Source organism: Sphingorhabdus sp. M41 (assembly GCF_001586275.1).
Taxonomy (GTDB): domain Bacteria; phylum Pseudomonadota; class Alphaproteobacteria; order Sphingomonadales; family Sphingomonadaceae; genus Parasphingorhabdus.
In genome coordinates, this window is record NZ_CP014545.1 from 2,573,733 (window position 1) to 2,595,055 (window position 21,323).

Consider the following 21,323-nt stretch of genomic DNA (forward strand, 5'->3'; position numbering starts at 1 on the left):
GGGAGTGACTTGGATGCGGTTTGCGCGGGCTTGCCAGATTGGCTTGGCATTACTGATATTTGCGGGAGCAACCGAAGCCGCGGCCAATGACACGGCCGCGCGCCCGGCGGCTCTCGTCGCCGACCAGATCCCCGATATTCCGCAGGCCATGGTCGACCGCACTCAACCCTATATGGAATATCGCACCGCCAGCTTCGTCGACTGGGACCCGAAGACCAGAGCGATGCTGGTTTCAACGCGCTTTGCCGACACCAGCCAGCTGCACCGCGTCGCGGCGCCGATGGGACAGCGCGAGCAGCTGACCTTTGCCAGCGAACCGGTATATTCGGCCCAATATGCGCCCGACGGCTCGGCTCTATTGTTCGAGAAAGACAGCGGCGGCAACGAGGTTGACCAGATTTACGCGCTGACAAAAGGCCGCCCCAAGATGCTCACCGACGGCGAGAGCCGGAACGATCTCGGTCCCTGGTCGAGTAGCGGCAAGCTGCTCGCCTTTGGCTCGAACAAGCGCACCGGGCTTTACAATGACATTTATCTGATGAATCCCGCCAATCCGGAGGGCGCGCGGATGCTGGTCGCCTCAACGGGTGGCGGCTGGTTCCCGATCGACTTTTCACCGGATGACAAACAGTTGCTGGTGTTCAACTATGTTTCCGTCACCGACAATCAGCTCTATCTGATCGACATTGCCCACGGCAGCTTGCGCAAGCTGACCGACAGCAGCGTGCCGGTCGCCTATGAAGGACTGCAATTCGCACCTGACGGCAGGCTCTGGGCCGCATCGGATGATGGCAGCGACGTCAAACGGCTTGGGATTGTCAATCTGGAAACATCCTTGTTCGAACCGGTGGTCGACGAGAAAATCTGGGATATCACCGATTTCGATATCAGTCCGGACGGTCGCTGGATCGCTTTTGAAGTCAATCATGCGGGCCGTTCCGTGCTCAAATTCTACGATTTGCAAAGCGGCAAGGTCCGTGCCGTCGACAGCCTCCCGGATGGCGTGATCAGCGGCGTCAAATTCGCCCCCTGGGGTGAGCTGGGCATTACGCTGAACAGCAACCGGACCGGCACCGATGCCTATAGCGTCAATCCCGAAACGCTGGTGGTTACACGCTGGACCAAAAGCGAGACTGGCGGGCTGGATGCGGCCGACAATGTCGCGCCCGAACTGATCGAGATCGCCAGCTTCGATGGCGAGAAAATGTCCGGATTTCTCTATCGGCCCGATCCCGCCAGGCACAAGGGCAAGCGGCCGCTGATCATCAGCATCCACGGTGGTCCGGAAGGCCATGCCACACCGCGTTTTCTGGGGCGCGACAATTATCTGATCAACGAGCTCGGCATTGCGATCTTCTATCCCAATGTTCGCGGCTCGACCGGCTTCGGCAAGAGATTTGTCGCGCTCGACAACGGCCCCTGGTTGCGGGAGAATAGCGTGCTCGACATCGGCGCATTCCTTGACCAGCTGCGCGGAGACCGGAGGATTGACCGCAAGCGCATAGCCGTCACCGGCGGCAGCTATGGCGGCTATATGACGCTGGCGTCGATGCTGCGCTATGGCGAGAAGCTGAAAGCCGGGCTGGAGGTCGTGGGCATTTCAAACTTCGTCACTTTCCTCAAAAATACCGAGGCTTATCGCCGCGATCTGCGGCGGGTGGAATATGGTGACGAGCGCGTCCCCGAGCAACGCGCCAAACTGGAAGAGATCAGCCCGCTGATCCGTGCCAGCGAGATAAAGACCCCGCTGATGGTTGTCACCGGCGCCAATGATCCCCGCGTTCCAGCGAGCGAGGCCGAGCAGATCGTCGCCGCCGTCCGCGCCAACGGACGCCCTGCCTGGCATCTACTGGCCGAGAACGAGGGTCATGGCTTCCGCAAGAAAGCCAATGGCGATTATCAATTCTGGGCGAGTCTGCTATTCTGGCAGAAATATCTGCTCGAGGAGAAATAGCGACGCCCCCCGGCCATGCACCCACAACAGGGAGAATGAAAATGAAACTCGGAGCCTTTTCCATCAGTCTGGCGGTCAAGGACATCGCCCTTTCCAAAGCCTTTTACGAGAAGCTCGGCTTTGCCAAATTCGGTGGCGACGAAGACCAGAAATGGTTGATCCTGAAAAATGGTGATACAACGCTGGGCCTGTTCGAGGGCATGTTTCCAAAGAATATGCTGACTTTTAACCCTGGATGGGACCAGGATGCACAAAATGTCGATGATTTTGACGATGTTCGCACGATCGAGAAATCATTGCTGGCGGCGGGCGTGCAACTCGACAGCCAAACCGAAGGCAGCAAGGGTCCGGCCAATATCATGCTGACCGATCCCGATGGCAATCCGATCCTGATCGACCAGCACCGCTGAAAGCCAAGCGTGGGCTACTAGTTCCGCAAGTTCGGGTGGTTGCCGATGCTCGCCCGGATCGCGTCTAGCGCCGGTTTGCGCATCGCCGATTTCTGATAGGCATAGGCATGGCCTGGCAGCTTGGCGAGTTGGCCAGCGATCGCTGTCGCCTGACCGACTACCTTATCCGGTTCAACCAGCATATCGAGATAACCGGCTTCGACTGCGCCCTTGGGATCATAGATAAAAGCCTGAATCATCGCGCGGGTCTGATGCAGCGGGCTGAGCCGGTCCCGCGCCAGTTCGACCGCAAAGACCGGCAGCGTCATTCCGGTGATCGATTCATTAGCGCCCAGTTTGAAATCGCCTGCTGCGCCGATCCGGGTATCGCAGGACATCAGGAGGAAGACACCCATGGCAATGGCATGGCCAGTGCAGGCTGCGACTATGGGAGCCGGCCCACCATAGAGACGCAGCACCAGTTCCGAGGCTCGGTCGAGCAGACGGACAGAATCGTCGCGGGTAAAGCTGCTCATCATACCGAGGTCAAAGCCACCGGAAAATCGCCCTTCGCGGCCAGCCAATACGATCGACTTGGCGTCCGCCTCGGCCTTGTCCAGCGCCTCGTTGAGCACTTCCATCAGGTCAAAATTGACGGCATTGGCCTTGCCGTCATCCAGGGTGATTAGGGCCACATCATTCTGGATATCGACGGAAATGCTCATGGTGTGTCCTTTTCGAGGCGTGTTTAATTGATCGGTTAAGCCTATTGCCGAATAGGCGTAGGTCAATCAAAAAATCCGCGGCCAAAATCTCGAAAGCTGTTGATTGACGGGCCAGAGCTGAAAGGCCGTAGCGGCAAATCGCTCAGTCCGGCTCGCCTAATATTTTTAGCAAGCGCGCCACATCGTCGCGGTCATGATAAAGACCGAAGCCGATCCGCAGGACATCGCCGCGAACATCGGTTACGACATTGCGCGCGGCCAGCCTGTCATAGAGCGCGGAGGCCGTGTTACCGCGAAAGGCGAGAAAGCGCGCGTGCTGCTGGTCGCCAAGCGGATTGAGCAGCTCGAAATCTGCCAGCGGCCCATCTTCCAGAAACTGCGCCTGCAATTCGCCGACATGACTGGAAATCACCGCTGTGGTCAGCCCTTCTGCGGCCAGCATATTCTGGACCGCGTTAAATCGGTAAAGGCCGGACGGATCGAACGTGCTGCCCAGAAAGCGCCGCCCGTCCGGTGCATAACCGATCTCTCCGTGTGGCAGGGCAAGATCATCAAATGCAGCATACCAGCCGGTCACCACCGGGCGTTCCGCAAAACCCGGCGGTGCGTGCAGGAAACAGACGCCCTCCCCGGCCATGGCATATTTGTAACCGCCCGAGAGATAAAATACCCGGTCGGCGATGTGCGACAGGTTGGTCTCCACCGCCATGAAGCCGTGATAGCCGTCAATTACCACCCAGGGCCCCTCGGGACGCGCCAGCGCCGCCAGCTCGTCCAGCGCGGAGATAATTGTGCCGGAATTGAACAGCACGTGGCTGGCGAATATCAGATCATATTCCCCGGATCTGGCGGTCTCCAGCAAGCTGTCGGGCGAAGCTGTTTGCAGAACAACCTCCCCTGCCTCGACCCAGCGGCTCATCTGCCGGCGAAAGCTATGGAATTCGCCGTCGGTCGCCAGCACCCGGACGGGCCGCGACGGGATCGCAGACAAAAGGCGCACGATGAAATCATGGGTATTAGGTGCAAAGCAGAGCGTTGCTGGATCGGGCAGATTTAGCTCATCCGCAACATGCTGCTGCGCTTCGGACCAGACCGGCCCCATGATCTTGTCCCATTTCTGATCAGCCAGCGCCGCTGCGTCCTGCCATGCCGCCATATTGCCGTCGTGGTTGGCATCGGGCCAGAGATGGTGGCTATGGGCGGCAAAATGCAGCCGCTCCGGATTGGCCGACAGAGAGCGGGAGAACAGATATTTCCAGCTCATAACTGGGTACGCAGCGACCATAGTTCGGGAAAAGCGCGCTTGCCTATCGTGCTCTGCAAATAGGAAACGCCCGCCGTGCCGCCGGTCCCCATTTTGCCGCCGATAATCCGCTCGACGGTCAGCACATGCTTGTGCCGCCAGGTCGCCATGGCATCGTCGAGATCGACCAGTTTTTCCGCCAGTTGATAGAGTTCCCAATATTGCTCCGGCTTGCGATAGACTTGCAGAAAGGCCGCCTCGACCTGTTTGGACGGTTGATGGGATTGCGAAAAATCGCGGTCGAGCAAGTCCGGTGCGATATCGAAACCGGCGCGCGACAGCGCCGCTATCGCGTCATCCCAGATGCTCGGCTGGTCCAGCGCCGCCTGCATCGCCGCCTGCGCTTCCGGGCGATCCTCCTGATATTTCAGGAAGCCCTTGTCCTTGAGCCCAAGCATATATTCCACGGTGCGGAACTGGTCGGACTGGAAACCGGAGCTTGGCCCCAGGACGTGACGAAATCGGGTATAATCGCTGGGCGTCATGGTCGACAACACGTCCCAGCTCAGAGTCATCACCGCCTGGATGCGACTGACCCGAGCCAGCGCCTTGTAGGCCGGTACCAGCGCGTCAGTCCTTATCTGCTGCTTGGCATAGCGCAACTCGCGGATGATCTGCTTGAGCCAAAGTTCCTTGGTCTGGTGAATGATGATGAACAGCATCTCGTCATCAAGATCGGATCGGGGATGCTGTGCGTCGAGCAATGTGTCGAGCGCGAGATAGCGCGCATAAGTCATGGTGGATTGATCGGTCATGCGAGATAGTAACGCCGCGATGCGCTTATGGGAAGAGCCAGCCTAACCGACCATCTCGCTTTCGCGCCGGGATATTCTGATGCCTTCTTCGGCGGTGGTCAGCCCTTCGCGGACAAGGGCTCTCGCTGCGGAGCCCAGATTGGGCTGGCGGAGAAACGCATGGGATGCGATCCGCGCCTCGTCTCCGCCATTATTGATCAGTTTTCTGAGCGTGTCATCGATGCGGATCGCCTCGAACACCCCGATCCGGCCCTGAAAGCCGGTCTGGTTGCAATGGTCGCAGCCGGTCTCGCGATAGACCACCGTGCCATTGTCGAAACCGAGCAACGAAGCCAGCGAGCCATCGGCCTGGATCGGCGTGCGGCAATGTTCGCATAATTTCCTGACCAGACGCTGAGCGATCACTGCGCGCAGGGTCGAGGCGAGCAGAAACGGCTCCACCTTCATGTCGCGCATCCGGGTGATCGCACCGACCGCATCATTGGTGTGCACGGTCGAGAGCACGAGATGGCCGGTAAGACTGGCCTGCACCGCGATCTCGGCCGTTTCGCGGTCGCGGATCTCGCCGATCATCACCACGTCCGGGTCTTGGCGCAGGATCGCGCGCAGACCAGCAGCAAAGGTCAGCCCGACCTTCGCGTTGACCTGCGTCTGGCCAATGCCCTCAATCGCATATTCCACCGGATCCTCGACGGTCAGGATATTGCGGCTGCCGTCGTTGAGCTGCTTGAGCCCGGCATAAAGCGTGGTGGTCTTTCCCGAGCCAGTCGGTCCGGTGACCAGGATGATGCCATTGGGTTCGCTGAGCGCATCGGTGAGGATAGCATGCGTCGTTTCCGACATGCCGAGCAAATCGAGCGATATCCCGGCGCTTTCCTTGTCGAGAATCCGCATCACCACCCGCTCGCTTGCCCGGTTGGGCAAGGTCGAGACGCGCACGTCGAGCAATTTCCCGCCCAGCGTCAAGCTGATCCGGCCATCCTGCGGGATGCGGCGCTCGGCTATATCCAGCCGCGCCATCACCTTGATCCGGTTGACGATCACGCCCGCGACATGCGGCGGCATTCTGAGCTTCTCGGTCAGCACACCGTCGACCCGCATCCGCACGACAAGACCGGTCTCATAGGGTTCAATATGGATATCCGAAGCCCCCTGCCGTGCGGCTTCGGCAATGATCCCGTTGATCAGCCGGATCGTCGGCGCATCATCGGCGCTGTCGAGCAGGTCCTCGGCGCTGGGAATATCCCCGGCAATATCGTCCAGCCCTTCGCCGGCCAGCGCCATGTCACCCGCCATGGCGGCGGCGCTGCCGTCCATCGCATAATGGGCGCTGAGCAGCTTCTCGAACGCCGGCCCATCGACCGGTTCCACGTCAAAGGGCAGAGCCAGATAACGGCGAACCTCGAGCAAGGCCGAGGGATCGGAACCTTCGCGCATCGCGATCGAGGCGCGGTCGCCTTCCATTGAACAGATCAATACGCCGCGATCGCGGGCATAGCTGTAGGGAAGGTCGAGCAGAGGCGATGGCGAACGGAAAACATTCCGATCACCGGCCATCCTGTCGTCCGCAGAGACATTCTCCCCGTTCACTGAAATGCACCCTGACTATGGCCAGCCCATTGCTTGCTCAAGGCTGCGCAGCATGCAGCCAAAGTCTCTGGAAGTCCGCCGCGCATCACAATATCCTTCCGCTGCCATCCATGAACTGGATAGAAAAATAGTGTGACGCTGCGACGACTCCTTTTTGACAGATAGATTACAAATTTCGGCCTAGAAGTTCAGACCAATGCTCATCGAGAAACGCGTACCAACATCATAGGCATTGTTCAGGATTTGGGTGGAGCCCAAAGTCTGGGATTCGCGATAATCGGTGCCCAGAATATTCCGTGCTTCCACTTTCAATTCGAAATCCTGCCCGGCAATGTTCAATTCTTCGCGGACGACAAAATCCAGTTGCCAACCGGTCCGTTCGATCAGGTCCGGCTGGTCCTGCGGACCGCGAGCGGTGACGCGCGGGCTGTTATAGGTGACGAGCAATGTCTGCTGTGACAACGGACCATCTTCGCGTTCCATGCCAAATTGCAGATTGGCAACATGCGTGGATTGACCGGTCAATCGGTCACCATCGTCGAACACATTTGACGCATCGGTGGGCAGCAGGGTCACGGGATTGATCGCCTGATCGCCGGCAGCCACCTTAATTTCCGACTTGGTATAGGTATAGTTTGCGGCCAACAGCAGTCGACGGTCATCAAAGAAACTGCCGCCGAGATCATAGAGCGGGAAATATTTTACAAGCTCCAGTTCTGCCCCATAAAGTTCTGCTGTGGGAGCATTGGAAAATCCTGTAAACAACGTACCCCCACCCTGAACAAAAGCGACATTTTCGATTGGATTGTCGATTTTCTTGTAGAATCCGGCGATGGTGACGCGCTCGCCCCGTCCGATATAATATTCAAACCGGCCTTCAAAATTCAGCAACTCGCTATCGGTAAGCAGCGGGTTGCCGATAAACGTGCGGTCGGTTTCTAGATCAAGAAATTGCTGCGGTGCGAGTTCGCGAAATTGCGGCCGGGCAATGGTTTTCGAAGCAGCAAAGCGAAATTGCATATCATCGGCGAAATTCCAGGTCAGAGTAGCCGCCGGCAACCAATAGTCGTTAGCAAGACTGGTCGCGACAGTGGCTGCTCCGCCTTGCAACAGGATCGGGGTCACGGATTGCATTGCATCCTCGTAGCGTACGCCGACGTTCAGTCGCAAACCTTCGCTCAGCTCAGCGTCGAATTGTCCGTATCCCGCATGGACTTCAAGTTGTGCTTCATAGGCAGGAACCGAAGTTTGGGCAGCAACTTCGCGCAATTCGATCTTGTGGGTAAAAACATTATAGTCGGAGAGCAGGAAGTCGATCCGCTCCTGTTCGATCGGATTGGGCAAACCGTTGGCGGGCACAAAGCGAAAGGCACGGCGTTGGGCCTGCCGGTCGTTGAGATAATAATTATACCCCACGGTCAGATTCACCGGCACACCAATGTTGGTTTCATATCCGAGGTCGGCTCCGGCTCCATAGACATCATCATTGAGGTCGCTGAACTGGACACGCGCCGATTGTCCGGGAGAGGTCAGGTCGTTTACAAAATCCTGCGCGACGATCTTGTCAAACGCATAGCTGTAGGTCCGCTGGTAGGGTGCATCCCGCTTGGAATTGGCCCAGGCCCCACGAACATCGAGCGATATTTCATCAAATTTAAACTCGCCAACAAATTGGGTGGTGAAAAGCTGCCTTTCAAACCAGCTGGTGCGGCCTTGATTCAGCAGGGTTTCTTCATCCACGTTAATTGCATCTATCCCCGCCTTGATCGACGCTTCCTTTGATGTATCGTGAATATAGAGATTGGTGAAACGCAATTTATGCTCACCAAATTCGGCAGAAAGCCCAAGCAAGCCGTTGACGATGATCCGGTTCTCGGTGGTCACGAAATTGAAATTCTGATCGGGGCGCAACCCCTCTTCCCCATCGATATTGACGATGCCCTGCGAGGTTTGCTGGACGCCGCCACGGGTGCGCCAGCTATTATCGAAACCGGCGGTCGCGACAACGCCGACCAATGCATCACCCACATCAAATGACGTACCACCGGTAATCTCTGCGGAGAAGTTAGCGGGAATGTCCATATTGCGCTGGATAAGATTGGTTTCTGCGTTGTTCAGGCTTGCAGCAAAATTTTGCAGATCCGTACTGGAAAACTCCGTACCTGCGGAAATCGGGATGTTCTTGGCGAGAGCTTGGGCAAGGCCATTGGGAATAGCGCGCAAGCCATCATCATAACCAATGATATCGCTATCCGAACCATCATAGACATAACCCAGTTTACCGGTGGTTTCGCTGTCACCACTGACTCCGAATTTGACCTTGAGAAAGGGTTCGTCCGGAGTCGATTTTGTCGTCAGATTGATCACGCCGCCACCGAACTCCCCCGGATAATTTGCCGAATAGCTTTTCTGCACAACGGTCGACGCGATTACACTGGTGGGAAAGAGATCGAGCGGGACTACCCGGCGCAAGGGTTCCGGCGATGGCAAAGGCAGGCCGTTGAGCAAAGCGAGCGAATAGCGTTCACCGAGGCCACGAACGAATACGAAGCGACCGCCAACCACGCTAAGGCCAGTGACGCGCTGCAACGATCCGGCGATATCGCCATCTGCAGCTCGCGCAATTTCCGCTTCGCCCAATACCGACACGACTTCCGACGTGGCCCGAATTGGGTTGGGAATATATTTGCCGCGCACGATGATTTCGCCGCCAAAATCGCCGCCGGGAGCCGAAATATCGACATTGTCATCGTCATCCTGGGCATCGTCAGGCTGTATTGTCTCAACCGCCGGATCGTCCGCAGCAGTGGTCTGCGCATAGGCTGCTGGTGCTACCAGTGCAGTGCTTAGGAGCAGGCTGGCCATCATCGCGGTCCGCTTCGTCATCGGGTTTTCCTTCATAATATCAAAAATGGGATGGCGACCCGAGGCGGTCGCCATCCCACGAGAGTGTTGCTGCTCAGCCGATGGTAGGAGCGACGATGCAATCATTGGCATAGAGGCCGCACGTCCAGCCCTGGAAGCGCGTGTCATTGGCGTCGCGTACCGCGCCAATATAGCCGACATCTTCAAAGAAGCTGTTGATACCGCTGACCGCAAACGGTGTTACCGCATTCTCCGTGGCTCCGTTGATGAAGGGGAATGCCGCGGCGACATTGGCGAGGCTCGACGTTCCGGCTGCGGTGTTATTGGTCCCGGCGTTGAAGATCGTCTGGATCTGGGCAACCGTGATATTGCCATCATCCACGAACGATGTGGCACAGCTCATGAACAGGGACTGGAACACTGGTGGACCATTTTCGTCACCCGCAGCGCCAGCGGCCTGGATGGTCGTAGCACTATCAATGTCAATACAGGCAGCAGGGCTGTTGAAAACGCTGTTGTAGAACGCATAGTCACCGCCACCCCGCAACAGGATTACATGATCACCGCCATTGGACACGAAGGTGACGTTGGCAAGCTTGTGATCCTGACGCGGCTCGGCATCCTCGTCGCCATTGGAGTCGGCTTCCATCACATGGTCGCCACCATTTGCACGCTGTACCGCGAGCACAAACTGATTGTGCCCCTTGAAGCCCGAGTCAGAGTCAACCGAGTCATCATCGATACCGGTCATGACAAGATTCTTGCCGTTGACGCGGCCACCGAACCATTCGACGCCATCATCAGAACTGTTGTGAATCTGGATATTCTGGAAGAATGTCCCGCTTCCAACGCCAGCCATGGTGATACCGTTCAACTCGTTGCCTGTCGAAACCTCGAAGCCGGGATAACGAACCTGAACATAGGACATTCTACCACTCGAATCAGCTGGCAATGTGCCGCCATAGACGGCGTTAGAAGGACCTTCGACGATCGCCTCACAATCGGTGCGGGTCCCGCCCGGATTTGAAGCAGCGCCAGTTGCACAGTCGGAAATCGGTGCGCGACCAAGGATAACGATACCGCCCCATTGACCGATGCTGTCGACACCCGACGTACCCATGATATTCTGGCGCGAAGTAAAGATGATGGGATTGGAAGCCGTGCCTTCTGCAAACAACTGCGAGCCACGGTTGACCAGAAGAAAATCACCGCCCGAAGAACCGAAAATTGTGACACCCGGTTCGATTGTGAGAATGCCCTGCGCACCACCGTCGACACCGACTTCAAGTCCACCGGAAAGCGAATAGACCGTATTTGCGGTGTCAGGCCGTTTCGGAAGCACGAGATTGCCTTGGACAACGCCTGAAACCTGGCAGTTGCGAGCCTCTTCACCATTGCCTGTCGTAATAATACCGACGTTAGCGGTCCCGGCAGGGCAATCAGTCGCCGGGGTTCCGGCGGGCGTCGGCGTGGGAGTTGGCGTCGGTGCAGGCGCGGGCGCCGGTGTGGGGAGCACGACGATATTGCCTTCGCCTGGCGATGCGACATCATCTGCGCCGCAAGCCGTCACTGCAAGGGCGGCAACACCTGCAAACAGGACGGAACGGAATTGCTTATTCAACATGGATTGGTCTCCGCAAAAATAACTGGTTTGATAGCTTCAGATCAAACGATGCGGTTTCGAATCAAATGCCCCCATCGCCTTCAGGGAGGGCACTAGGGGCGGGAAATGACCCAGCGATGCTGTTTGCGTGACAGTTCGGAGACTCAATTGTGACGAAATTTTTTCAATGCGGCCGGGACGAGCGGGCAAGCTGACTTTGTACCAATTTCAGTCGGAACCGCTTAGTGGATGGAACAAAAAAAGATGGCCGCAAAAACGGCCACCCTCTGCATATTTTATGAAGCACGAGGATTTTTCCCCGAAAATATTTTATCTAGCGGGACGCAATCCGGTTGTTGAGATTCCGCAATGCAAGTTCAGCAGCTTCTCGGGAATTGATTACCTCACCGCTTGCGAGCACCAGATCGAACTGACGGTTGCTTTGTGCGGCGGCGTTGAACATGCGGGCGGCATCTCCCATCCTGCCCAGCCGCGCATAGGTCTGACCCAGATTGATCAGACGGGCAGGATCCTTGGCGTGTAGCTTTTCGGAAGCCTCCAATTGCTGCAGTGCCAGATCATTGTTGCCCGAAACCAGCGCATCATAGCCCAGCGAACCCTGCGCATAGCCAATTTCCCCGGAGGATTGGGCCAAGGCTGCACCGCTGCTCATCAAGAGCAAACCAGCTGCAGCGCCGATAATTTTACCGCATTTCATCGCATTTTCTCCTCATCCGATGCGACTTTGTTACACTTATGTGACATCGAGTGCAATATAACTGCAACATAAATGTAATATTTTTATCGCGGGAAAATTAACTCTGCATTTCCAGATAATTACAGCTGTGATAAAAACACAGGCCATTGACCTCAAGCAGATATAGTGGCCGGCGGTGTCACAACGACGCGCGACTCAATGGATCGTGCCAACAAATATTCAGACTGGATAGCCCGAGGCTAAGACTCTCGCAAAAATGGCGCAATCAAAAGAGAAAGGCACCGGCCGGGCTGCGATCGTCCCCGTTCTCAAGCTGTCCGTTGACAGATCAGGCCATTAGTTCGGTGATAGTGCGGTTAGTTTCCATCGAGAGCAGGCCCCATCGGTCTACCTGCACGCCCATGGCCTGCTGCATGGTCAGACCGATACGAGCGATGGAATCGCCCTTGCCGTTGAGGTGAAAGCCGGTGCGTATCTTGCCGCCTCCATTGCCCGCGATCATGGTCGGAATTCCTTCTACCGCATGTGCCTTGGCAATCGAACAATCGGAGTGAGCGAGGATAAGGCAATTATCCAGCAGCGTGCCGTCGCCTTCGGGAATCCTGGATATCTCATCGAGAAATTCCTTCCAGGCAATCATGCTCTGGGTTGCGAAATAGGCACATTGTTTCTGATAGCCCAGGCTCGGATCATCCTTTTCCTCATGCGTCAAAGTATGATGCGTGGTCGTTTCGCCCTTTCGGCGCAAATTGGAAGTAGTATCGGAGAGCAGAACATTGAATATCCGGGTCTGGTTGGTCTGGAGCGCCTTGGCAAGCAGTTCGGCCATGAGCCGATGATTGGCCATAACCGTTTCCATGTCTTCACCCTCGACATCGGCTTCCGGCTTTGTTGGCTTGGTAAAATCCTTTACGGGTGCCGGGGGCTGGAGCTGCAAGTCGAGCTGCTGCTCGATCTGGCGAATGGAAGTAAAATATTCGTCGAGCCTGTGCCTGTCGTTCAGGCCGACATTCGCCATAAGCTGCTGCCGGTCATCCTTGATGACCGAGAGAACGCTGCGGCGCGCCATTACGCGTGCATCCGGTTCAAAACTCATCGCATTCGGGTCCTGGAAGCCGTCACCAAAAAGGCGACGATATAGGGCGAGCGGCGAAGTTTCGCTGGGATTGGGTGAATTGGCGGCGCGGTACGAATAGGAGCGGTTTACTCCCGATGCGCTTAGCTCGAGCGAGCGAAAACGTGTGCCAGCAGCAATTTTCTGACCGATCAGCACGTCCAGAGTCGGCGCCTTTACATTTTCATTCGGTACCGGGATGCCGGTGCGCAAACCCAGGCAGCCGGTAATATGCGGTTTATTGGGTACGCCATCAAGCTTCACGTCGAAACCACTGAGAATGGCGAGCCTGTCTCGATAAGGCTCCAGCGGCGCCAGATCTTCAGGCATCAGATATTCGCTGCCGGTCGTGGCGGGCACCCATTTTTGCGGTATGAAGCCGCACCCCCAGATCCATGTGCCAAAACGAACCGGAATGCGTTCTCCAGTAGCGGCAAGAGCTGTACCATTGCCATCCAGAAACATATCGAGCAGCGGCAGGCCGACACCTATCGTGGCGCCTGCCATCGTGCCGCGCAAAACCGACCTTCGCGAAAAACTAGTCATGATGCCTCTCCGTTCTTACCATCGGGGGTTCTCGTCATTTGATCACCGGCTTCCACCGGTATATTTGCTGGATCCGCAGGATCGCGTCCGGAGCGGGTGATTGCGAAAAAATTTTTACTCAAGGCAATTTCCCGCATCAGCGAGGGTATGCGATATCCGTTGTCCTTGAACGACTCGATAAGCCAGTCGAGGAAGTAGCGCTCGTCCCATGTAATATCGCGGCCGACTGCACTGTTGTAGAGCCGCTCGACGACACAACGCGGCGCTTCAGGATGATCACGCATTGCTTCGGCGAGACCGGCCGTTGTGTCGAAGCTGGTCCCATCAAGTGAACCGGCCGTGTCGATCCGGGCACCATTTTCCAATATACGAAATGTGCCAATTCCGTCATAATTTTCCATCGTCAACCCCAAGGGGTCCATCACCTTGTGGCAGCCGGCACAGCTTGGTTGGGTGGAGTGCATTTTCAGCCGATCACGCGCTGTGACCATCTTGGCGTGGGCCTTCTCCTCGACCGCCGCGAAATCGACATTCGCTGGTGGATCAGGGACATCCTGACAAAGGAATACCTGGCGCATGCCATAGCCCCTTAGCGTCGGTGATGAGCGGCCCGGATGTGAGTGCAGCGCCAGAAAGGAGACATGGGACTGAATGCCAGCACGATTGGCTTCCTCTGCGAAAGTCACTTGCTCCCAATCACCGCGTGTCGGAACCGGAGCACGATAGATGACGCCGAGATTGCGGGTCAGATAGGTCCGTCTTGTCGTAAAAAGGTCGCGATAATCGCCTTGTCCCGACAACAGGTGATCGACAATCGTTTTCAGCGTCTGCTCCTGCGCATCTGCAGCGACTTCACTGTTGAAAGCGGGAAAGATGGCAGGATCTTTTGACAATTCCCCAAAACGATCAAATTGCAGCATATCGGCAAAGAAAGCGCGTATGGCTCCTTCAAATCGTGGCGAATCCATCAACCGGTCGACCTGGCCGGCCAACCCCCAGTCAGTGTCGAGATCCCCTTCCCCGGCCGCGCGCAACAGTTCGGCATCGGGCGAACTGTTGGTGAGGAAAAAACTGAGGCGCGACGCTTTTGAATAGGCGTCGAGTGTATCCAATTCGCCACTTTGGTCTGTTTCGACAGTTTCAATACGGAACAGGAAATCGGGGGCGATCAGCATCGTGTACAGGCTGAGCCCGAGGCCTTCGTAAAAATCGCCCAGCCGGTCATGGGACTGCCTGGCCAGCGCGACATATTTCGTCAGTTCTTCGCTGCGGAGGGGGCGACGAAAGAGCAATTTGCCTTTGGTCGCAAGAAAGCTGCGGGCACATATTTCGTCAAATTCCGACGTTTTTCGCGGACCGCACGCGACATATTCTGCGCGCCTTTTCTTGCCCATTATGGCTGCGACGATTCCTTGGGCTGCTGAATCATATTGCTCGATCGCAAAAGCCGATATGCCAGCCCTGCCAGTGCCTATCGCAACGAGACCCCGTTCCCGTACGGGCTTCTCAAAACGAGCGTTTACGGGAATGTCACTCGCGAAGATGTCGGCGATGCTTGCTCGATATTGCTCCTCGGTCAGGCGGCGGAGCATCGGTGGTCCACCGACAGGATCGGGTTCTCCAGAATTGCCAAAAAGCAGTATCGCGCAACCGATCACTATCACCAATAAAGCCACGCCAGGCCATTTCTGGGCCGGCCCATAGAAATGGGGCAGATCGTGGGTGTAAAATGCCTTCAGTCTATTCATTACGCACCAGCTTTTCGTTTGTGCTTTTCGTATCGACATCCACGACAAATGCGGGTCTCGCCTCAAAGCGATATTGAGTGGAGATAGAAGTATATTTCCCGCTTTTGTTGTCGGGATGGCCGTCTGCCAATCGATTGAGCGCCTGATAGACGCCCTGGCAGGTATAACCCAGCACGCGCGCTGCGCCGTTGGAAGATTGCAATCTCAATCCGGCAGGTGCGGGATTGCCTTCACCATCCGTCCCGTTGCGAAAACCGAAATGCAGGTCATACATGGCTTCAACCGGTGTATATCCCGCCAATATGCCTTTCAGCAGCCCATCCTTGGAAAGCGTAGCCCTTATCCTTGCGTCGCGAAGCGGGCGCTTCAAGCGGATGCTGTTCACGACGTGCCGGAATTGTATGTCCACCGGCTCCGTGGTGAGTACGCCGTCCTTTATCCTGCCCTTTGTTGTCGCGCGATAGGCCGGGTCCTGATCCATTGCATAAGTCGCATATTCCAGAGGCACCCGCGTCGGGCTGAGCTGAATGGGATCGGCATTGGCGTAAAGACCGACCTTGACCGAAACGTCATTCCGCAAGTCGTCGACATCGTCCAGCGTCACCACCATGCCCCAGGCACCGGTCAGCATCTCGATCTCGAACTGGTTGGAAGGACCATCCGGTCGATAGGATGGGCTGCAGCCAACGGCGCGGAAAAACTGATTGTCGATGCCTTTGAGGCCGCTCTTGCCGTTAAAGTCGAGCAATCCTGAAACGACATCTTTTTCCGAGCGCGAAACTTTTCCGTCAAGGTCTAGCCCTGGGACCAGAATGTCGGGATTGTCGAAAATCCGGAAGTGGGTGTCGGGTGGGGCAAGCTCGGGGTGGACGCAATAGTTGCTGCCATCAGGGCTGGCGGAAATGGCTCGGCCTCCCGCTTCCTTGCGCTCGCCATAACCTTCATCCGTTTCTCCCGGACGGCGCTGGCCTTCGACCGACATCGCAAAAATTTCGGCAACATTTTTGGACATGCCATTGGGGCAGGCCTCGGCATCGCTCGCATCATTGTCATGCGCCCAGCCAAAGGACGTAATCACGAAACCGGCTTTGTTATCGATGAGAAAACTGCCCGCCGGTGGAGTGGCGGTTTCACTGCCGAACGTCAAATATCCGGCTCCCGCTGCGATCAGCGCCCCCGTTGCGCCAATCGCCAGCAACTTTTGATATCGCGGCATCTGCTCCAGCATCGACCTCTCCAACTCGCCTGCCTCCCTGTGCACTTACAGGAGTGAAGCCCCGAACGATCGATTTTCGATTCGCTCGCCTTCAAACTTTCACCCATGTTACTAACAGTCTTGCAAGAAACGGCAAGCCGTAATAGTAAAGGCGCGATCAAGGCCTGACAGGGGCCTCCCTTTACGAAAGTTGCGAGAGTATCTATGGCGCGTCCCCTTTCTGCCACCGACGATCAGATAATGGAGGCCGCACAGAAGGTGCTGGCCTTGCGCGGGCCCAACGGGTTCAGCGTTTCCGAAGTGGCGCGCGAACTGTCGCTTTCCAGAGCCGCGATAACATTGCGTTTTAAAAGCGCACAAAATTTGAAGCAGATAGTTCTCCTTCGCAACGCCGAGCTGTTCAGGGCAAGGCTCAAAGGCTTGCAGTTGAGAAAAGGGGCAGAGGGACTTGTCGAAATTGCCGAACTTATCGGCGAAATGTCCGGAGGTCGGCAGAATTTTTCTGATTATATTTCCCGCTATGCTGCCAACGTGAATGATCCCGATGCGCTGGAAATAGAACAGCAGCGTGGACAGATAATGCGGGAAGCGATCCTTAAGGTCATGCCCGAAACGGTGGTCCTGCCGGAAGATGCAGCCGATGCTTTCATGGCTCATCTTACGGGATCGCTGATGAACTGGCAGGGACGCACCAATATTTCCGCGAGCAGTTTTTTGAAGGAACGCACGATTAAATGGCTTCGTCTTGTTGGCATATCTTGTGACGAAAGCGATATCGGATCAGCAAAATGACAGGCGGGAGAGAAAGCGCAAAGGAGCCGGCAAATAGCCGCAAATGGGAGCATGGCGGTTCCCTTGTTTTGCTACTCCTTATCATCGGCAGCGCCGTTGCCGCATTTGTTTTCTGGCCGAAACCCTTACCCCCTGCGCCTGCGCTGAACACTTTGGCAGCGAGTGCAGAAAAAGGCGCCTATCTGGCGAAAATAGGCAATTGCGCCGCCTGTCACACGACAACTGGCAAAGCACCTTATGCTGGCGGACACATGTTCGAAACGCCCTTCGGAAAACTTTTTTCAACCAATATCACATCCGATGAGAAACATGGCATTGGCGCGTGGAATTTTGCCCAATTCCACAGGGCCATGAAACATGGTCAACGGGCCAATGGCGACCATCTCTACCCGGCATTTCCCTATACTTCATTTGCAAGAATGAGCGACGAGGACATCGGGTCGCTCTATCTCTTTCTGACCAACGTGGACGCGGTCCCTGAACCCAATAGAGAAAATGCGCTCGATTTTCCGTTCAATAACCGTTTCCTCCTCTATTTCTGGAAAAGGCTGTTCCTTGACAGCGATAGTTATATCACCGACCCTGAAAAATCGGTTGCCTGGAACCGCGGGAATTATCTGGTGGAGGGCGTTGCCCACTGCGGGGCCTGCCACACGCCGCGCAATTTCGTCGGAGCAGCAAAATCAGGTCAGGCGCTACAGGGCGGAACTTATGTCGACAAAGTTGCAAGCGGTGAACATAAGCTGTGGGCAGCACCGGATATCACGCCAGGCCCCCACGGGCTTGCTGCATGGGATGAGAAGGACATCATCAACTATCTGACGACCGGGAAAAACGGCCATGCCGTTGTCCATGGGCCAATGAACGGGGTTTTTGCTTCGACCGCCAGCCTGAGCCGGGATGACGCAACCGCCATTGCTCGATATCTGCACCAGAAATCTCCCGGTGCCCGACGGATCGACTGGCCATCGCTGGGTGGTCGGGCCGCCAAAGGCGAGATCATTTATACCGTGCATTGCGGCACATGCCATCTTCCCGATGGCAAGGGTGACAAGATACTCGGCGTTCCTCTGACCCGAAATGCGCTCGTGCAGGCGGCAGACCCTGCCTCGCTCATCAACGTGATACTCTACGGTCCGGACTTGCCGCCGCCTCCCTTCGACTCGAAGCGCACGGTGATGAAGCCTTTCGGCAAGCGCTTATCGGATGAGGATATCGCCTCACTGGCAACCTATTTGCGGGGCAGCTTCGGTAATATAGCCAGCGCTGTTTCTCCCGATCAGGTCAGGAAACAGAGATAAGCAATGATCGAAGACGTTGACGAAGCTCCGGATCACTTAGATATGTCACCTCGGCTATTATCGGGCATTTTGGCGGAATCCATGGAAGCCCCCCCCCTGAGACGCCTTCCATCCTCTTCATATTAACGTAAGTGCTCGAGTTGACGCAGCAACCTACCCTGCGTCGAATCAATAATACATCAGGGAAGTTTGTCTGGAGGCCCGACCCGGAATCGAACCGGGGTGCGCGGATTTGCAATCCGCTGCGTCACCACTCCGCCATCGGGCCGGAGAGAGCGCGCGAATTGCTTCGCTTTGCCGCGAAAGTCAACCCAAAGTTGCGTCCTCCATTTCCGACGCTGAATAATATGCAAAATTGCCAATTGTCGCGCAAAAGACGCAGTCAGCACAAATTCGCCGGAATCCATCTTGGCGCACGTGCCAAGGCGGGCTAGAAGCGACAAAATCTCGGCCATAGTGTATTGTATTCATAATACAGAAATGGCATGGACGCAAAATATTCATTGCGAGGATCAACGCTTGGGCCACGAAAATTTCAAACAAATGCGGAAAGCCATGGTGGTGAGTCAGCTGCGCACTACCGAGGTCAGTGATCCGCGGGTTATTGCAGCGATGAGTCACATCGCTCGGGAAGACTTTGTCCCGTCTGCCCAGCGCAGCTTCGCTTACGCCGACCGCGGCGTGCAAATCGGCGAAGGCCGGGCTCTCAATCCCCCGCTTACCACCGGACGACTGCTGAACGTGGCGCATGTCACGAAGGATGATAATGTCCTGCTCATTGGCGCGGCCACTGGTTATACGGCTGCCGTACTGTCGCAGCTCGCTGGCTCCGTCACCGCGATTGAACAAAATCCGAAACTGGCCGCCATGGCGGTTAAGAATCTGGCAGATAATGACAACATCACCCTCGAAACGGCCAATCATGCAACCGGGTGGGACGCATCGGCACCTTATTCGGTGATCGTTATCGACGGACTGGTGGAGCAGATTCCCCAGAGTCTGATCGATCAACTCGCGCCGGACGGGAGGATAGTCGCAGCGGTCATGCATGATGGCGTGTCCCGTCTGGCCCTGGGTCATACCGCAGGCGCACATGTCGGCTATCAATATTTTGCCGATTGCGGGGCCTGCTCCCTACCCGGCTTTGAAAAAGCAAAAAGCTTTGAATTTTAAGACGTTCGGGAGAGTGATGACATGAGCAGATGCCGCCTTTTCCTTGGTACAGCTATCGTGGCCTTGCTGTCAGTTCCTGCGCAAGCCGACACACTGCGCGATGCACTGGAAGCCGCTTATCAGACAAACCCCACTCTGTCGGGTGCGCGTGCTGCACAGCGAGCTACCGACGAGTCCGTTGCCATCGCCAAAGCCGACGGCCGGCCGAGTGCCACCAGTGATTTCGGCTTTCAGGAAAATTTTCTTCGCAGCGCCAATAGCTTCACCGCGCCACTACGCCAGTCTACGGCAGGTGGATCAATAGACGTTCCGATCTATTCCGGCGGCGCCGTAAAAAATGCTGTCCGTGCCGCTCGCACGAGAGTGGAGGCTGGTCAGTTTGACCTGCGCGCGACCGAAGCGAGCATATTCAGTAATGTGGTCGCCACTTATATGGATGTCATCCGCGATTCGGCGATCGTCAAACTGAACCGGGCCAATGTCGGTGTCCTCTCTGTCAATCTGGATGCGACGAGCGACCGGTTTGAAATTGGCGATTTGACCCGAACCGACGTTGCACAGTCAGAATCCCGGCTGGAGACTGCCAAGAGCGATCTGGAAACCGTCCGCGCAAGCCTGATCCGCAGCAAGGAAAATTATATCGCCTTGGTCGGTCACGAGCCTGGTGATCTTGAGCCTCCTCCACCCTTGCCCAACTTGCCAGAAACCCCGGACCAGGCCGTTGATCTGGCGTTGACCTATAATCCGGACTTGCTCGCCGCCAAGGAGCGCAGCGAAGCCGCTGAATTTGATATAAAGACCGCCCGAGCCGGCAACAAGCCGCGGGTATCCACCTATGCCCAGGGGCGCTATTTGAATTATCATGGCACGCTGGGCGGGAATATCGCGGGCACAACCTTCATTCAGGAACAATCGACCGCCGAAGTCGGCATCCGGGCAACCATGCCAATTTATCAAGGCGGACGACCCGCTGCGCAAATTCGTCAGGCACAGGCGCGTTCCGGCCAAGCCTACGAGCAGTTGATCGCGATTGAGCGCGATGTGATCTCGCAGACCCGCGCTGCCTATTCCAGCTGGCGCGCGTCGGAACGGGTTATCCAGTCCTCGGAACGGGCCGTGGCCGCCGCGAGCCTGTCACTGGAAGGCGTGCGCGCGGAAAATTCCGTTGGCAACCGGACCATTTTGGACATTTTGAACGCCGAACAGGAATTGCTCAACGCTCAGGTGCAATTGGTGACCGCACGCCGCAACAGCTATGTCGCGGGTTTTTCGCTGCTAGCAGCCATGGGCCGGGCAGAAGCACGCGATCTCGGGCTGGAAGGCGGACCGCTTTATGATCCTGACGTCAATTACGAGAGGGTCGACGATATGTTTTACGACTATCAAAGCGATCGCAATCCACAACCACAGGCAACCAGGACCGTTGACACTCAGGCGCAAAAAGCGGAGATAGAGGCGTTGCCTGAAACACCGAAGCGCCAGTAGAGCAAGTGGTGGCAATCGGTTCCGGCATCGGGTCACTAGATTTGAG

Annotated in this window: 16 protein-coding genes and 1 tRNA gene; 6 read left to right on the top strand and 11 right to left on the bottom strand. The window is 56.4% G+C overall.

Translation table 11 applies throughout. The features are described 5' to 3' along the window. Window positions 1–13 precede the first annotated feature (13 nt). Both AZE99_RS12185 and AZE99_RS12190 read left to right on the top strand, forming a co-directional pair. Window positions 14–1,954, top strand: a complete 1,941-nt coding sequence (locus AZE99_RS12185) for a S9 family peptidase (protein WP_067201519.1) — start codon at window positions 14–16, stop codon at window positions 1,952–1,954. A 41-nt stretch (window positions 1,955–1,995) separates the two neighbouring features. Next, window positions 1,996–2,364: a VOC family protein gene (locus tag AZE99_RS12190; RefSeq protein ID WP_067201522.1), complete on the top strand. Its 369-nt coding sequence runs from the start codon at window positions 1,996–1,998 to the stop codon at window positions 2,362–2,364. A gap of 17 nt (window positions 2,365–2,381) precedes the next feature. Here AZE99_RS12190 and AZE99_RS12195 read toward each other — a convergent pair whose 3' ends face one another. From AZE99_RS12195 to AZE99_RS12240, 10 genes are all read right to left on the bottom strand, one after another. Beyond that, window positions 2,382–3,068 (bottom strand): crotonase/enoyl-CoA hydratase family protein, encoded by a 687-nt coding sequence (locus tag AZE99_RS12195; RefSeq protein ID WP_067201525.1) that lies wholly within the window; start codon window positions 3,066–3,068, stop codon window positions 2,382–2,384. 142 nt (window positions 3,069–3,210) lie between these two features. Beyond that, window positions 3,211–4,332: a kynureninase/PvdN C-terminal domain-containing protein gene (locus tag AZE99_RS12200; protein WP_231862606.1), complete on the bottom strand. Its 1,122-nt coding sequence runs from the start codon at window positions 4,330–4,332 to the stop codon at window positions 3,211–3,213. Beyond that, the gene (locus tag AZE99_RS12205; RefSeq protein ID WP_067201530.1) at window positions 4,329–5,126 is read right to left on the bottom strand and encodes a tryptophan 2,3-dioxygenase; all 798 of its coding nucleotides are present in this window, start codon (window positions 5,124–5,126) and stop codon (window positions 4,329–4,331) included. The genes AZE99_RS12200 and AZE99_RS12205 overlap by 4 nt, the downstream gene beginning before the upstream one ends. 42 nt (window positions 5,127–5,168) lie before the next feature. Beyond that, the gene (gspE, locus tag AZE99_RS12210) at window positions 5,169–6,683 is read right to left on the bottom strand and encodes a type II secretion system ATPase GspE (protein WP_067201533.1); all 1,515 of its coding nucleotides are present in this window, start codon (window positions 6,681–6,683) and stop codon (window positions 5,169–5,171) included. A gap of 213 nt (window positions 6,684–6,896) precedes the next feature. Then, complete coding sequence (locus AZE99_RS12215; RefSeq protein ID WP_067203637.1) at window positions 6,897–9,602, bottom strand: TonB-dependent receptor domain-containing protein; 2,706 nt, start codon at window positions 9,600–9,602, stop codon at window positions 6,897–6,899. 73 nt (window positions 9,603–9,675) lie between these two features. Continuing rightward, window positions 9,676–11,205, bottom strand: coding sequence for a hypothetical protein (locus tag AZE99_RS12220; protein WP_197460183.1), 1,530 nt, complete (start codon window positions 11,203–11,205; stop codon window positions 9,676–9,678). A gap of 313 nt (window positions 11,206–11,518) precedes the next feature. Further along, on the bottom strand, window positions 11,519–11,902 hold the full coding sequence (locus AZE99_RS12225) for a hypothetical protein (RefSeq protein WP_067201536.1): 384 nt from the start codon (window positions 11,900–11,902) through the stop codon (window positions 11,519–11,521). Between the two features lie 328 nt (window positions 11,903–12,230). Then, window positions 12,231–13,562 carry a DUF1552 domain-containing protein gene (locus tag AZE99_RS12230; protein WP_067201538.1) on the bottom strand — a complete coding sequence of 444 codons (1,332 nt, stop codon included), beginning with the start codon at window positions 13,560–13,562 and terminating at the stop codon, window positions 12,231–12,233. Then, complete coding sequence (locus AZE99_RS12235; protein WP_067201540.1) at window positions 13,559–15,310, bottom strand: DUF1592 domain-containing protein; 1,752 nt, start codon at window positions 15,308–15,310, stop codon at window positions 13,559–13,561. Before AZE99_RS12235 ends, AZE99_RS12230 begins: the two co-directional genes overlap by 4 nt. Then, the gene (locus AZE99_RS12240) at window positions 15,303–16,526 is read right to left on the bottom strand and encodes a hypothetical protein (protein ID WP_197460184.1); all 1,224 of its coding nucleotides are present in this window, start codon (window positions 16,524–16,526) and stop codon (window positions 15,303–15,305) included. The genes AZE99_RS12235 and AZE99_RS12240 overlap by 8 nt, the downstream gene beginning before the upstream one ends. Before the next feature lie 204 nt (window positions 16,527–16,730). Between AZE99_RS12240 and AZE99_RS12245 the strand changes: the two genes are divergently transcribed. Together AZE99_RS12245 and AZE99_RS12250 are read left to right on the top strand one after the other, a co-directional pair. Then, window positions 16,731–17,318: a TetR/AcrR family transcriptional regulator gene (locus AZE99_RS12245; RefSeq protein WP_067201545.1), complete on the top strand. Its 588-nt coding sequence runs from the start codon at window positions 16,731–16,733 to the stop codon at window positions 17,316–17,318. Beyond that, window positions 17,315–18,619, top strand: a complete 1,305-nt coding sequence (locus tag AZE99_RS12250) for a cytochrome c (protein ID WP_067201547.1) — start codon at window positions 17,315–17,317, stop codon at window positions 18,617–18,619. Before AZE99_RS12245 ends, AZE99_RS12250 begins: the two co-directional genes overlap by 4 nt. A 194-nt stretch (window positions 18,620–18,813) precedes the next feature. On the opposite strand, the gene AZE99_RS12255 is transcribed toward AZE99_RS12250, so the two are convergent. After that, window positions 18,814–18,887: transfer RNA gene (locus AZE99_RS12255), tRNA-Cys, on the bottom strand. A gap of 251 nt (window positions 18,888–19,138) precedes the next feature. On the opposite strand from AZE99_RS12255, the gene AZE99_RS12260 reads away from it, so the two are divergent. Together AZE99_RS12260 and AZE99_RS12265 are read left to right on the top strand one after the other, a co-directional pair. Continuing rightward, window positions 19,139–19,792, top strand: a complete 654-nt coding sequence (locus AZE99_RS12260) for a protein-L-isoaspartate O-methyltransferase family protein (RefSeq protein ID WP_197460185.1) — start codon at window positions 19,139–19,141, stop codon at window positions 19,790–19,792. 21 nt (window positions 19,793–19,813) lie between these two features. Beyond that, window positions 19,814–21,277 carry a TolC family outer membrane protein gene (locus tag AZE99_RS12265; protein WP_067201550.1) on the top strand — a complete coding sequence of 488 codons (1,464 nt, stop codon included), beginning with the start codon at window positions 19,814–19,816 and terminating at the stop codon, window positions 21,275–21,277. Window positions 21,278–21,323: the final 46 nt, after the last annotated feature.